This is a genomic window from Allorhodopirellula heiligendammensis (genome assembly GCF_007860105.1).
Lineage (GTDB): Bacteria > Planctomycetota > Planctomycetia > Pirellulales > Pirellulaceae > Rhodopirellula > Rhodopirellula heiligendammensis.
This window is the reverse complement of record NZ_SJPU01000001.1, coordinates 1,087,418-1,102,648: the sequence shown is the minus strand read 5'-3', so window position 1 is coordinate 1,102,648 and position 15,231 is coordinate 1,087,418. Positions and strand designations below refer to the sequence as shown.

Here is a 15,231-nt window from a genome sequence, read left to right as displayed (position 1 = left end):
ATGTCTGATCACCTATCGACATTCATTCCCCAGGCCAGAAAACTTTGTCGACTTCGATGACAACGCCCTTTTCGCTGGCTAGTTATGACAAGCTGATCGGCCGATTTGATGAATGCCGTGGAGAGGAAGGACACATCCGCCCCCAATGGGCGGCGATTGAGCATCTGTTTAATCAGATCGGCGCCAGCGGTCTGAGTGATCGATCGGTCCAGATTGAGCAGCTCGTTCGCGAGCATGGCCTCACATTTCAATTTGATAACGATAAGAAACCGTGGCAACTCGGGACCGTTCCCGTAGCGTTGGAAGATCATGACTGGAGAGCGCTTTCGAGCGGTCTAGCACAACGCGTCCGCGTACTCGAAGCCGTACTCGACGATCTGCTTGGTTCCCAAATTCTGGTGCGTGATCGAGTCGTACCGCGAGAGATCGTGTGGGGCAACCCACACTTTTACCGTGCCTACCATCGGCTCGAACAGACGGGTGGAATTCCCACTCCGAACGGGGCCCCCGCGGCGGCCAGAGCGAAGCGACTGCACGTCACCGCATTCGATATCGTACGCGGCGACAACGGACGATGGTGGGTGACAGGGGATCGCACGCGTGCCCCCAGTGGACTGGGGCATTTATTGGAGAATCGAATTGTGCTCAGCCGAGCACTTCCTCACCTTCACCGCCGCGCCAACGTTCTCCGTTTGGCCCCCTTCTTCGAGTCTCTGCGATCACATCTTCGCGCCCTCTCACCGCATGCTGCCGAGAACCCTCGCGTGGCGCTGCTGGCGCCGGGTTCAGGTAGCTATCGAGAATTTGAAGATGCGTATTTGGCGCGTTATCTTGGTTACACGCTAGTTCAAGGTCGTGATCTTGCTGTCCGTGGCGAGCGACTCAATTTGAAGACGCTTGGTGGCTTGCTGCCGATCGATGTACTGTGGCGCCATGTCTCCGATCAAAATTGCGATCCGCTTGAACTGGATCCTAACGCGTTAGAAGGTTGCACGGGCTTGCTGCAGACGATTCGCGATGGCAATGTGGCAGTCGTCAATTCGATCGGCGCGACGATTGCAGAGATGCCAGCGCTGCTGCCTTTTTTGGGTGCCGCTGCGCGGAAGCTACTCGGCGAAGAGTTGACGCTTCCCAGCGTGGCGACCTATTGGTGCGGTGACGAAGGACCATGCCGATACGTATTAAACAATCTTGATAAGCTTATCGTGCGTGGCGCCTACGCGGTGAAGGAATTTGAGCCCCTGATTCCCGAACAGATGACGGCCGAGCAGAAAGGCGAGCTGGTGCGGAGCATCAAAGCACAACCGCATCGATACGTTGGTCAAGAGCGGCTATCACACAGCCTCACACCTGTATGGAGCGACGGCAAGCTTCGTCCTTGGCATTTGACGTTGAGGTCGTTTCAGCTGCAAACCGCCGACGGCATCGAAGTGCTGCCGGGCGGACTGGCTCGCGTGAGCCCACGTCCGGAGCTGCTCGGGGGCTCGGCGGTGAGCGGCCAGATGACGCAAGACTGCTGGATTGTCACCGACGATCCAGTCGATCATGAGGCGACGCTTCTCCCCCTGGAGTCGGAACCTATCCGTTTGCGCCGCAGCGGTGCAGAACTACCTAGTCGGGTCGGCGAACATTTGTTCTGGTTGGGCCGCTATACCGAGCGTTGCGAGTCGATCGCACGACTTTTAAGGACGACGTTAACTCGACTCGCGGGCGAAGACGAGCTCGACGAACTCTCAGAGATGCCGCGTCTGACCGCCGCCCTGGCGGCGATGGGTCAGTTGGAACCCGACTACGCCATCGAAGGTCTCAATGGAGCGATGCCACGACTCGACGTGATGTTGCCAGATAGCGTATTCGATTGCAGCACATCGCGTGGATTGCAGTCCGCCGCCGTGGGAGCCCTTCGCAACGCATCGGCAGTGAGAGATCGTATTTCGCTCGATGCCTATCGCATCCTCCGAGCCCTGCACAACCAAGTCGTTGTGCAAAGTCGTCCACGAGGGGGGAATGTGATCGCGGCAATTGAAAGACTCAATCACTGCATCACCTTACTTCTCGCCTTTAGCGGTTTGGCCGCGGAGAGCCTTACGCGGACACATGGTTGGCGATTCGTCCTGCTGGGTAGGCGAATTGAGCGGGCCCATCAGACCGCCGAACTCCTGCTGGCGACGATGACCGAACCGATGGGAAGTGAAAGCAACTTGTGTGAGGCGATCTTGGATGCCACGGACAGTTTGATGACCTATCGCTCACGTTATCTTTCTCTCATGCAGCCCGCGCCTACAATCGATCTGCTGGTGACCGATGAATCAAACCCGCGTTCGTTGCGATTTCAAATGCAAGACATCGAACAGGTGCTTCTCGAACTTCCCACTTCAGCAGCTCATGTGGGGCTCGGAGAAGACGAGCGGATTGCTGCAGACTTGATGCGGCGGCTCCTCGTCGCTAACGTTACCGACCTCTCTCATTGTGGACCGGAGATGAAACGCGACGCACTCGCTGACCTACTGGATAAAATTTGTACCGCGATGCCGACACTCGCTAATGCCATCGAGGCACGCTACCTTATCCACACTTCCGTTTCACAGTCACTCACCGGTGAGCCGGCTAAACAAGTTCCGATGACCAACGCGCCGATTGGTTTCGCGCCATGACGCATTCGGCGAATTATCAGATCGTTCACGAGACAGCCTATCGTTACAGCGAACCGGTCGCACTCTGTCAAAACCAATTGCGAATGCGGCCGAGAGACCACTCGCATCTCGTCTGCCATTCGTGCGACTTAGAGATTGTCCCCGAGCCAACCGCACGACACCAGCACACTGACTATTTTGGGAATGTGGTGGATTCGTTTTCGATCGAGTCGCTGCATCAATCCCTACGTGTGCGGGTTGCCAGTCACGTCACGGTTTCGATTCCCGATGCAAACAATCTATCGTCGGCTCCCCCGTGGGGAGAGCTTGCGGGAATGCTTCGCCGCGGCACAAACCCGGCGAATTGGAACGCGAGTGAGTACACCTTCGCATCTCGCAGAATCGAATTGAATGCGATGTTTGCGGACTATGCACGCGAGATCATGCTACCTCACATCAGCATTATCGACGCTGTCGACGCACTCACAAAACATATTCACCGTGACTTTCGCTACGACACGCGAGCCACCGATGTGAATACATCCACCGAATCCGCGTTCATGCAGAAGGCGGGGGTGTGTCAAGATTTTGCGCACGTTCAGATCGCATGCTTGCGGAGCCTTGGGTTGGCTGCGCGTTACGTCAGCGGGTACCTGCGAACGAATCCCCCGGCGGGCAAACCTCGCTTGGTCGGCTGTGACGAGTCACATGCCTGGATCGGCGTCTATGCGGGGGCTGAGATTGGTTGGGTGGACTTTGATCCTACCAATGCAGTCCGTGCCGGTACGGATCATATCCCGATGTGCCTCGGCCGCGATTACGACGATATCAGCCCCATGCGTGGTATCGTGATGGGTGGCGGAAAACCACTGCTAAAGGTCAGCGTCGATGTCTTGCCGATTCAATAGCAAACATCCCATCGTCTGGATGAATAGTTGACATGGCGTTTACGACGCGACCTCGAATCGTGGTGATCGGTGCTGGTGCTGCGGGTATGATGGCGGCTGCCGTCGCTGCCCGACGTGGCGGTGAAGTCATCGTGTTGGAAAAGTCGAGTAAAACCGGGGTCAAGATATTGATGTCCGGTGGGACACGCTGCAATTTAACCCACGATACGAACGCTCGCGGAATCACAACAGCGTTCGGTCACGCCGCCCGATGGCTACAGCCGAGCGTAGGCAAGTGGTCGCCGAGCGACACGATCGACCACTTCCAACAACTTGGTGTGGCGACCAAACGAGAGTCGACCGGGAAAATATTTCCCATGAGCAACCGTGCGATCGACGTTCGCGATGCCCTTCATCGCGACATGATTGACGCTGGCGCAGTTCTCGAACTGCGTTCTGCCGTGCAGTCGGTTCGGCCCGGTCACAGCGGTGGCTGGACGATCTCAGCGCAATCTCCCCATGGTCAACACGAGTGTGCTGCCGATCATGTGATCGTGACGGCGGGCGGGCAGAGTTGGCCAGGCTGCGGGACGACAGGGGATGCCTATGGGTGGCTTTCCGAACTCGGCCACACGATCGTTCGCACACGACCAGCGTTGGTACCTCTGGTTGGCGGCACCGAGGCGACGCGGGCATTATCGGGGCTAACTCTCGATGACGTGGTCGCGGAAGTGCACGACGCGTCAAAACCAACGTCGAAAAGGCCGCTGGCACGCCGTCGGGCATCGTGGTTATTCACTCACTTTGGCTTTTCGGGTCCCGCGGCCATGGATGTCAGCGGCACGATCACTGCCGCGTCCTCGTTCCGTGACACACGGCTGCACCTCGACCTCATCCCCGAGATAAGCGAAGCGGACCTGCGGGAATTATTTGCTCAGCGCAGCGGGCCACATGGAAAGCAAACCGTCTCGAGCCTGCTCGCTCGCTGGCTGCCGACGCGGTTGGCAGCGGAACTGGCCCGATCATGCGGTGCCAAAGCCGCCAACGCAGATAAAACGCTGGCGGAATTCTCAGCGACGTCCGTGAACCAAGTCGTCGATCATCTAAAAAGATGGCAACTGCCGGTACATGACACGCGAGGATTCGCCAAGGCCGAAGTGACCGCCGGTGGCGTTTCGCTAGCAGACGTCGATCCACGGACGATGCGGTCGCGTCGTTGCCCGGGACTATTCATCGCTGGCGAGGTGCTGGATGTTGATGGCTGGATCGGCGGTTACAACTTTCAGGCTGCATTCAGCACTGGCAGAGCCGCCGGCATCGCCGCGACGGATGGGCCCCCGGATTAGCATTCTAAGACGAACTGGTAGATTCTGGATTTCGATGGCAATCTCAAAACCGCTGGCAGAAGACCAGTAGCGGTTATCATTCGGGGCGGCATCGCCAGAGGGAAGATACGCACGGCTACGGGCTCCAATTGTCCTGAAAATGTCGGCTTTTCGAAGCGTAATTGGTGTCAGAAAGTCAGTAGACTACTGACTAGCCGACGATTTATTTAGAACGTGTGTTCATCACTGACGCGCGCAAAATCAGAAATCTTCGCAGCCATCCCTCTCGATTGAATGTCCGCCTGATGGTTTCGAACCGTGAGATGGGAATCTTCATCTGGGCCACGAAAAGCGTTACACTGCATGTTATCGCACCTGATCCCCCTACCTCGTGAGAGAACGTAAATGACTGTCGCCACCCGCACGAAACTGCTGCCTGAAGTCGAAGCGTTTCTGAGCCAGAGTCCCTTTCCCAGTTTCGTCGGTGGCCGGGATTTCCCCGCCTCGTCCGGTGATACGATCGTGACGATCGACCCAGGCTCTGGCGAGAAGATCGCCGAAATTCACGATCTCAGCGCCGTCGAAGTCGACCGGGCTGTCGAAGTCGCGGAAGCAGCATTTCCTGCATGGGCAGCCCTGTCGCAAGTCGACCGGAGCGACATTCTCAAAAAACTAGCCGATGCCGTTGAAAAACATAAACCGGTCATCGCTCAGATTGAGGCCCTCGATGCCGGCAAGATTGAGGCCCAGGCGAACGGAGATGTGCAGAACTTCGTCGACACCCTGCGATATTTTATCGACCTGGCGAGCAAGGTTGAATTGCGTGAAAAGATTGACTCGCCGGGATACGATGCGTGGAAATATCGGCAACCTTGGGGTGCCTGCGCCTTTATTTTCCCATGGAACTTTCCGTTCCTGCTCATCGGTTGGGGTATCACGCCCGCACTCGCTGCTGGCAACACCGTGGTGATTAAACCCGCTGAAGACACCTCATTGTCTGCAATTTATCTGGCCAGACTCGCCAAGGAGGTAGGCGTGCCCGATGGGGTGATCAATGTGGTCACCGGCAGTGGTGCCGGGGCCGGGGCGGCGCTGTCGAACAACTCGCAGATCAAACGCATGTCGTTCACCGGCTCCCCGGAAGTAGGACGGATGGTAGGTGAGGCGTGCGGACGTAACCTGGTGCCTGTTAAACTTGAACTCGGCGGCAAGGGGGCAGCGGTCGTGTTTGATGATGTCGACGTTGCCGAGACCGCTGAAAAACTAGTCGGCGCAATCACATTTCACTCCGGTCAAGTCTGCTGTGACGCCACACGTTGGTTCGTGCATAGCAACATCTACGACGAGTTCGTCACTGAGTGCACCAATCGAATGAGCAAGATCCGGGTCGGCCATCCACTCGATCCGACGAGCGACATGGGTCCGGTTGTTAATTCAAAGCAATGCAGCCGCGTGTTGGGATATCTCGATAAGGGGCAGGCCGGTGGCGCCGAGTGCCTCTGTGGAGGCAGTGAGGCGAAGGTCGAAGGCTACACGGGAAACTACATCAAGCCATCGCTCTTGGCGGGATCGCTCGACAATGTTGCCGCTCAGGAAGAGATCTTCGGCCCCGTAGCGTATCTGGCGAAATTCGATAGCGAAGAACAAGCCATCGAGATGGCCAACGATACTGACTACGGTCTCGCCAACAGCGTCTGGACGAAGGACGATGAGCGCGCCGCCCGCGTCGCAGAGGCGATGGTAGCCGGCAACAGCTGGATCAATGCACACAACGTGTTCGCGCAGGGTGTTCCGTACGGTGGCGTCAACAAGAGCGGCTTGGGCGGCGGAGTGCTCTCGCCTGAAACACTGATGGACTATTACCGCAGTACTTCGGTCGTGCGGCCACTGGCATAAGGTCAACCCCAGCGATCTGGTACTGCGATCAGTATGATTCATTCCGTGCATCGCAGCGTGCAACTTGCGACGCGGAGGGTCTGATCGAATAGGTACCAGGTAGCTGCGAAGCCCCTGGCAGCGGCGTCGCTCAGCACGCAGCAACTCGCGTCATTGCCACGCTCCACCGCCTGGCGACGGTGTCGAAACAGTTCGCGATGACAGCCCAACAACGGAACGCTTGTTCCCTAATCGGGCTGCCTCGCGCGAGATTAGCGCCGCTCTAGACGTTGATCTCGTATCCCTTGCGGCTTTCTCGCGAGAGAAAACTATTGGCCTCGTCGTCACCAACAATCTGACGCGCATCGGGATCCCAGTTGAGTTCACGCCCCAAACGGATTGAGATGTTGGCCAAGTGACAGGTCTCGAGCATCCGGTTATGCGTCCAGACGTCAGAAATCGGCTGAGTTCGCGCCCGCATCGCTTCAATGAAGTTCGCCGTGTGGTTTGCACTCACCGGGCCGCCATAGACCTCTTCCACCGCACCTTCGGGCAATGGATTGCTCTCTAAGTCTTCAACGGGTTTCCCAGCTAACTTGCCGCGGTTGACGAAGAATCGGCCCTTGGTGCCTTCGAATAGAATTCCATTGTCGCCTTCGCTAGTGATGATCATAGGAATATCACCGGGCATGTTGACGTGGATCTCGAAATTCGTGGGAGTATTGTACTGATTGGTGACAGTTGCAAAGCCGTTCTTATATTCCACCGGTAGCGAATAGCTCACCGGCGTGATCTTGTTCGGTCCGGTATCGCCCGCACCCAACGCCCAAGTGGCGATGTCGACGTGGTGGGCCCCCCAGTCATTCATTTGGCCTCCGGAATACTCATACCAATTTCGCCAAGCGTAGTGACAATTGGTATACAGTGGCACTCCGCCGCCGTAACCTTTTCGCATCTCCGGTAAAGCACGGTAGGGCACCTTCGAAGCAGGACCGAGCCAAAAGTCCCAGTCGAGTCCTTTCGGGGCATCGATCGCGGGGATCTCCGGCGATCCTGTAGCACCATTGATTCCACATGTGACGCGCCGGATATCACCGATTCGCCCATCGCGGATCATCGCGATCGCTGTGAGAAAACGCTGATTGTTTTCGGTCCGTTGCATTGTTCCGACTTGGAAAACTCGCCCGGTTTGCTTGACGATCTTCTCAATCAGCTTGCCCTCGTCGATGGTCAATGTTAGCGGCTTTTCACAGTAAACGTCCTTCCCCGCCAGCATCGCCTCGACTGAGATCTTTGTGTGCCAGTGATCGGGAGCACCAATCATGACCGCATCAATGTCGTCGCGATCGAGGATCTCGCGATAATCCTTGTACCCTTCCGCCTGTTTGCCGGTTTGCTTTTCGAGCTTCTCGAGGTTTTCCCCCAGCACGTTCGCGTCGACATCGGCAAATGCAGCGAAATCGGCGAACTGCGTCGATTTGCTAGTGATATTCCAACCCTGGTTCCGCAAACCAATGGTTGCAAAGACGGGTCGATCATTGGGTGAGTCCGCGGCACCGGCGGGGCCCCCCCAGGAGGATAACATTGCAGCACCTCCCATACCGGTAGCGGCTTGCAAGAATCGGCGGCGGTCCAAAGGACGAGGTACGGTCATGGTGGGGATCCAGGCTTTTAGAGGAAATGAAGGGTGTTTAACGAACATCAAATAGCAATATACCGTGTCAGAGCGGCAGGGGTTCTCCCAGATTCTCGTGGCGTGTCCCCCATCGGCGCCGAAGTTCTCATCGGTGCGAGTCACCTGCCAGCCTGCTGAGTCAGTTGCTTTCAGCTGTCTAAAAGCACAAATACAACACCGAAGCGCAAGCCCGAGACGAGACAAGACGAAAGCAATGGAGGAGTTGGACTACCTCGCTGGCGAGTCGGATTTGTAAATCAACAGGCAGCGACGCGATCTGCCGCTCACCTAAGAATGATTGCAGGGCGTTGCAAACGCAACCATCTTGTATACTCGGTATGCTGGCATGGCAAACTCGCCACGCATGTCAACGTGTGTCACCACTGCGACGCGGTAGCGTCATTTCCCTGCAAATCCCAGTCGCTGCTGAATCGAAATCCACTCGCAGGGTCATGTCCGCTGTGGCAAAACGTTGCCAACCAACAGCCCCCTTTCAAGAGTTCGCTCAATTGGACACTGCATCTCAACGGCCTCCGCGTTCCTCGGCGGCGAGACCATTTTGCATCGGATTTCTATTGGGCGCTATCGTTATCGGAGCGGCCTGGACGGTCGTACGCGTGCGAGACCCCAAGGTCCTTCGCAATGTTACCGTTAGCTATATGTACGAAACCTCACCCGGTTCGGCGTCGGGCAACAACTCACTTGAAATCAAATCGATCGAATTTTACGCTGGCTATTTAATGATGACAGATAACAACGACATGACTCGGCTACTGGCCATCGACCGCCTACGCAGCTTCAGCTTCAAACCGTCGGTGAAATAGAGGCTGGTCCACTCAACCTCGTGATCGGATTTCTGCCTATAATTGCGGGCAGCTCGACGCGTCGAACTTTACTTCCCTTGATATTGGTTTTTTCATGCGACTGAATTTTTTGCTTTCTATCTTGCTAGCTTGTTTCCAGGGTCTGGCGTCACTACCGCGTCACGTTTCCGCGGCTGATAGCAAGTTGTCCGATAGCCGTCCCAATATCATTGTTGTGCTGGTCGATGACATGGGATACTCCGACCTCGGCTGCTACGGAAGTGAAATCGAAACGCCTCACATTGACAAACTGGCACGCCAGGGACTGCAGTTCACTCAGTTCTACAATCAGGGGCGTTGTTGCCCCACTCGCGCCGCATTGATGACAGGACTGCAACCCCACCAAGTGGGCATCGGGCACATGACGGCGCCGCCCGGACAGCCGCTCGGCATCGACGGCCCATACCAAGGCTACTTAAACGATAACTGCACGACTCTGGCAGCGGTGCTGAAGTCCGCAGGGTACCGCACGCTCATGACTGGCAAATGGCATCTCGGCGCTGACCGGCAGGAGTGCTGGCCCTTGCAGCGTGGTTTTGAGCAATACTATGGATGCATCAGCGGCGCGATCAACTATTTCAAACCGGGTGGCAACCGCGGCATCGTCGAAGGCAACGAGCCAGTCGATACGCCCGCGGGCTGGTACGCCACCGACGCCTTCACCGATAAGGCGATTGAATACATCTCGCAATCCAACGAAGCTGGTGACAGTCCCTTCTTTCTTTATTTGGCGTACAATGCGCCGCACTGGCCCCTGAATGCCAAAGTAAAAGATTTCGAGAAGTACCGGGGCAAATACTCCGCTGGTTGGCGGGCCTTGATGAAAGCGCGTCAGGAACGCCAACGGGCATCCGGGTTACTTGCCGATGCCACTGAGCCAGCCCCACACCACGGTCCGAAATGGGAATCACTGAACGACAAACAGCGCGATCGACTCGACGCCACAATGGCGGCATATGCTGGCTGCATCGACTCCATTGATCAGAACATTGGGAAACTCGTCGAGTTCTTGGAGTCGACCGGCCAGGATGAGAACACGGTGATCATGTTCATGTCTGACAACGGCGCCTGCCAGGAAGGCGGGAAATTCGGTTCCGGAGGCGAGGCGATGGTTCGCAATCCACCACTGGCCACGACCGATGGTGTACGGCTCGGCTTGCAATGGGCTGAGGCATGCAACACGCCGTTCCGCAAGTACAAGCACTTCGTACATGAGGGAGGAGCTTGCACCCCCATGCTCGTCCAATGGCCCGCCGGAATTCCGGCGTCCAGTCGAGGCACGATGGTTCGCCAGACCGCTTACCTCCAAGATATCATGGCGACGGTGATCGATGTCGCAGGTGCGACCTACCCCACCGGAATCCCCGCGTGCCAGGGGAAATCGATGCTGCCGTTGATAGCCGGCGAAGACTCCCCAATCCATACCGAACCGCTCTTCTGGGAGCATGAAGGGAATGCTGCCGTGCGATGGAATGATTGGAAATTGGTGCGTGAATATGAGCAGCCATGGGAACTCTACGACCTGGCCCACGACCGCACCGAGCTGCACGATTTATCTGGTGAGGAACCCCAACTGCGACAGGAATTGATTGCAAAATGGGAGGCCTGGGCAACTGAGACAGGGGTCGCGTTCCCCGAGCGTTTTAATATGTACGAGTTTTTAAAACACAAAGACAAATGAATGGCGAATTTCTAGGCTCGATTGCGGATTTTGCCACTGCCTGCCAAACTAGGTGAGCAGAGAGCATGTTTCGCGACCGGAGCCGCTGGCTGCCCGTCTGTCCCCTTTCCCCTAAGAGTTTGCTGCCACGTGTCTGCCTCATCCACTCTCACGCTCGCCGACGTCTTTCCCTCGGAACTACAGCATCTCGTCGGCGAAAACCAACCGCTCAACGAACACCTCTGGCTAGGGATTGGCGGCCCTGCTCGTTTCTTGGCTGAACCTGTCGAGGTCGGTCAAATCTCGCAACTGATCCAAGCCGCCCGTCAACACGACCTAGCGATCCGTATTCTCGGCCACGGCAGCAATGTCCTCATCCGCGAAGCAGGCTTCGATGGCCTGGTAATCTCCCTCAGCGGTCCAGCGACGAGCGGCTTAGAAATAAACGGCAATTGTCTCCGCGCGGGAGCGGGAGCCAAACTGACCCACGCGGCAATTAAAACAGTAGGTGAGGGGCTGGGAGGTCTCGAACACCTGGTCGGTATTCCCGGCAGCGTGGGCGGCGCCGTGGTGGGGAACGCCTCTGCCGAGGGCCGCGACATCGGCTCGGTCGTACGTTCGATTGACGTGCTCGATGAAAATGGCGTCGCGAAAACCCTGTCCGCCGAGGAAGCCGGTTTCTCACATCGCAAGTCAACGCTCGATGGGCTCGTCGTCCTCAGTTTGGAATTCGAACTGGAACGCAAGGAGGTGGCAGCGCTGACCAAGCGGATGCAGAAACTTTGGATCCATCGGGGACAGCGTCGCCCGTCCGACACCGCGCGAATTGTGATGCCCTTCATTGACCCAGACTCCATGTCGACTCGTGATCTGATCGTCAGCACGGGCCTGTCAGGCTTGCGCGAGGGGGATGTTTCGCTCGATCTATCAGCTCCGCAGTACCTCGTCGCTCATGAAAATGCCACCAGCGACCAGTGTTTACGCTTGATCGACCGCGTGCGCGAGCAGGTGCTCTTGCAGACCGGGATCGACTTGCGGTTGAACTTGCAAATTTGGTAGTCAGAGACTCTGAAGTCCAACCTGAGTCGCTTTTCCTGCAAGGATGTAGAGCCGCGACGTGAGCGAATCGACACCATCCAAACGCGCCTCGTCAAAACCACGCCGGGGTACCGAGACGGAAGCCACACCGTCGAAGATCCGCTGGATCGCGACGCTGGTTGCTGCGCCTGCCGTGCTCTCGATCCTGTGGCCGGCCATTTTACTGATCTCGGGATATGCTGCTTGGCAGCACTGGGGCAGCGAATATGTTGCGCACAAGTACTACGGCGTCCAGGCCAGTGCGATCCAGGTCACGACGCCGCCGAATTATGTTCGGTCCGACATCATCAAGACCGTCTACCGTGATGCAGCCATGGATCAACTCTCGCTGCTCGACGAGCAAGCGTGCGCAAAAGTCGCTTCGGCTTTCGCATCCAATGCCTGGGTTCGCCGTGTTGTCGGCGTGCGCAAGATGGCTGGCGGACGCCTCAACGTCCGATTAGAGTATCGTCAGCCTGTGGCCATGGTGCATGTTATCAGTCGCCACCCCGAGCACGACGGTGCGGGCTTCTTTGCGATCGATGGTGAAGGAGTATTGCTGCCCCCAAGCGATTTTTCGAGATCGGAAACGGTCAACTACCTACATATTATTGTGCCCGGTGCCTACCCCACCGGAGGCGTGGGAGCGGAGTTTGGAGATTCGCGCGTCCAAGCTGCCGCGATGCTCGCTTACTTGCTGAACCCGCTTCGCGAAAAGCTGGAAATCACCAGCATTGGCGTCCATGGTGACCTCCGGCAAAACCCCGTCGTGCAGCTGGAGATCGCTGGTGTGGAAAATCGGCGCTGGTTTTGGGGCAGTCCGCCAGGATCGGAGGCCCAAGGCGAACCCACTGCACCGATGAAACTGCAGAGCTTACTCGATGGGGCCCCGCCGGGTAGCGATCTGCGCCAAGTCCAATATGTGCCTACGCCCATCGTGCAACGCCCGAGCTTGATCGAGTCACCACGAGTGAGCACCGCTACGAACGATATCCCCCGCGGCCGGTAGAATGGCGGCGTACCTCGCCGAAATAGGGCACTGTGCAGATCTGCACGCTCTGACGCGATGGCTCGGTTGTCGCAGGAGCGTGCAAGGACCCGTGCCCAGCGAACTGTGATCTGCGAATCCCACCTGCCAATCACTGAACCCCTCAGTTGCCGGCGATCGATAGTCGCGAATAAATTTCCGCCAGCGGCAGTTGGGTGATCACCGAAGCGGTCAGCTCGCGCCCCTGTCCCTGACGACCGGCAACATACGCCAGTAGCAATGAATCGTCCGCCCAGTCGATCGCCGTGTAGCAGTACCAGCCGGTAGGATCGGCAGCGATTGGGATAGAGCGTGACCACGTCTCACCATCATCTTTCGAGATCGCCAGCGACAGGGGCGTCCGCACGGATGAAGGAACGTCCCGATGCGAGTGATCATTCCAGACCGCGACGAGATCGCCCGTAGCGGGAATCCGTTCGATCGAGGCCGGAGAGAGTGGCGATGAAAGTGCCAGGGGCTGCAAAGACGACCAAGTACACCCGCCATCTGATGAGGAGCTTTGGTACTGCGTCCCTTGATCGGATCGCACCCACATCAGCAGACTTCCATCCTGTCGTTCCACGACTCCCGGCTCTTGGGCCTTCACCCGCACCCCGTCGGAAGAGCGCCCGATCAACAGTGATTCTGAGCGTTTCCAACCGATACCGTCATCATCCGAATAGTAGCATCCTACCTTCCCGTGCCAATCTGGATCCGCTTGATCAGGCGAGCGGTGCAATGCCACCGGCACGATCAATCGGCCGCTGCTCATCTGGATGACGCGGTCGTTATTGAGGACATAGTACCCCTGCTGTGCGTCCGGAATGATCTTGGTAGGTTCACTCCAGGTTTTGGCTTCGTCCGTTGAGAATCGAACCACCGGCCGGCAATCCGTCAGTGAGTTTTTTTGCAAGTAAAACAGAGCGATACGACCGTCCGCCATTCGTAACAGGGACACGGACATGACATTCATGTCACCCTCATTTTCAATCACGGTTACGTCGTCGTCACTCCAGGTCGCAGCCATATCGTCGCTGCATCGACTCACCAGAGTCGCCGATGCATGATCACTCGTACCGGATTCGAATCTCGTATAAACGTAAAGCATGCGGCCACTGGCGAGGCGAACAAAGTCGCCCTCACTGTTGCGTGGGTTGCCGTCGCCCGGGGGAAAACTCTTCACGGGCACACGTGACTCGATCCACTGCATTGCGGCAGCATACCGGACACCGAATGTCCGCAGTGAGGAGGCATCGAAATGGGTTAAATCTCCTTTGTCAGTCAAACCGTCCGATGAGACGAATGCTGTCCTGGCAACATGCTGAGCCGTCCGCTGCTGTGCTGCATCGACCGCCCGCCTGGCATCGTTCCACGGACGTTCGGCAAACTGGCCGAGCTGGCCGATCAGGAAAGGCAGCTGTGGCTCCTCGAAAGTCGATCGAAATCGTTCAATCAGCTCTTTCAGGCGAGCTTCGTAGACTGCCGCAGCAGAATCGTTGGAATCAGATTCACCTTGGTGCCAAAGCACTCCTTTCAGCACGCCCTGCCCGACGACATGCTGTACACGCGACTGCATGTCATCCCAGGGGTGCGATTGGGTCTGCGCGTGATACCCACCCGGTTGCCAGGTATCGATGGAGGAGCCTCCGACCGCACAGGGAATCAGACCGACCGTGACGCCAGGGTGTCGCTCGGCATAGGCAAGTGCAAACGACCGGCCAACTCCCACCCCAACCACAGCGGGCTTATCAAAATGCAACGGATCAACCGCCAGCCCCCAATTACCATCTTTTCCCAACGATAACACGCGTGGGTGGGGTTGCCGATCAGCATCGGTGACCTGACCGCGCCCAGCCATGTTGGACTGGCCCGCCAAAATGAATAAATGAAACCTGTCTGAGTCCACAGGGACAGCCGGGACCGTCTCGCTCACGTTGGTGACTGGTCGATCACTCGGCGGATCAGCGTGGACTCGCGAAACCGCAGCGACGCCGCTCGCCAACCAGAGACTCGAGGCAATGAAAATACGCGACCAACAGGAAATGCGAAGCATTCGGAGACTTGTAGTGAAAGGGCGGGAGGTGAGGCGGGCCCACAGTATACCCGCTGAGCGAGTCACGGATTGATCGTATCAGCCGCGTGACATGCCGTGGACCGGCGCATCGGATACTGATCCCAAAGTAGTAAAGCGCCCGCTAGTCGCGCCGTG

10 protein-coding genes are annotated in these 15,231 nt (G+C 57.3%); 8 read left to right on the top strand and 2 right to left on the bottom strand.

Annotated features, from left to right (window positions below; genetic code table 11):
• Positions 1–56: 56 nt before the first annotated feature.
• From Poly21_RS04225 to Poly21_RS04210, 4 genes are all read left to right on the top strand, one after another.
• Positions 57–2,654: a circularly permuted type 2 ATP-grasp protein gene (locus tag Poly21_RS04225; protein ID WP_146405720.1), complete on the top strand. Its 2,598-nt coding sequence runs from the start codon at positions 57–59 to the stop codon at positions 2,652–2,654.
• Complete coding sequence (locus Poly21_RS04220; RefSeq protein ID WP_146405719.1) at positions 2,651–3,541, top strand: transglutaminase family protein; 891 nt, start codon at positions 2,651–2,653, stop codon at positions 3,539–3,541. The genes Poly21_RS04225 and Poly21_RS04220 overlap by 4 nt, the downstream gene beginning before the upstream one ends.
• 32 nt (positions 3,542–3,573) lie before the next feature.
• The gene (locus Poly21_RS04215) at positions 3,574–4,866 is read left to right on the top strand and encodes a BaiN/RdsA family NAD(P)/FAD-dependent oxidoreductase (RefSeq protein WP_146405718.1); all 1,293 of its coding nucleotides are present in this window, start codon (positions 3,574–3,576) and stop codon (positions 4,864–4,866) included.
• A 384-nt stretch (positions 4,867–5,250) separates the two neighbouring features.
• The gene (locus Poly21_RS04210; RefSeq protein WP_146405717.1) at positions 5,251–6,741 is read left to right on the top strand and encodes an aldehyde dehydrogenase family protein; all 1,491 of its coding nucleotides are present in this window, start codon (positions 5,251–5,253) and stop codon (positions 6,739–6,741) included.
• A gap of 262 nt (positions 6,742–7,003) precedes the next feature.
• Here the strand turns inward: Poly21_RS04210 and Poly21_RS04205 are convergent, their stop codons facing one another.
• Positions 7,004–8,374: a Gfo/Idh/MocA family protein gene (locus Poly21_RS04205; RefSeq protein WP_146405716.1), complete on the bottom strand. Its 1,371-nt coding sequence runs from the start codon at positions 8,372–8,374 to the stop codon at positions 7,004–7,006.
• 596 nt (positions 8,375–8,970) lie between these two features.
• Between Poly21_RS04205 and Poly21_RS04200 the strand changes: the two genes are divergently transcribed.
• From Poly21_RS04200 to Poly21_RS04185, 4 genes are all read left to right on the top strand, one after another.
• Positions 8,971–9,219, top strand: a complete 249-nt coding sequence (locus Poly21_RS04200; RefSeq protein WP_302117500.1) for a hypothetical protein — start codon at positions 8,971–8,973, stop codon at positions 9,217–9,219.
• Between the two features lie 94 nt (positions 9,220–9,313).
• The gene (locus tag Poly21_RS04195) at positions 9,314–10,939 is read left to right on the top strand and encodes an arylsulfatase (protein ID WP_146405714.1); all 1,626 of its coding nucleotides are present in this window, start codon (positions 9,314–9,316) and stop codon (positions 10,937–10,939) included.
• A gap of 129 nt (positions 10,940–11,068) precedes the next feature.
• On the top strand, positions 11,069–11,977 hold the full coding sequence (locus tag Poly21_RS04190) for a UDP-N-acetylmuramate dehydrogenase (protein WP_302117498.1): 909 nt from the start codon (positions 11,069–11,071) through the stop codon (positions 11,975–11,977).
• Positions 11,978–12,035: 58 nt separating this feature from the next.
• Positions 12,036–13,004, top strand: a complete 969-nt coding sequence (locus tag Poly21_RS04185) for a cell division protein FtsQ/DivIB (RefSeq protein ID WP_146405712.1) — start codon at positions 12,036–12,038, stop codon at positions 13,002–13,004.
• Positions 13,005–13,146: 142 nt separating this feature from the next.
• On the opposite strand, the gene Poly21_RS04180 is transcribed toward Poly21_RS04185, so the two are convergent.
• Entirely contained in the window at positions 13,147–15,075 is a 1,929-nt protein-coding gene (locus Poly21_RS04180; protein WP_146405711.1) for a sialate O-acetylesterase, read from the bottom strand.
• Positions 15,076–15,231: the final 156 nt, after the last annotated feature.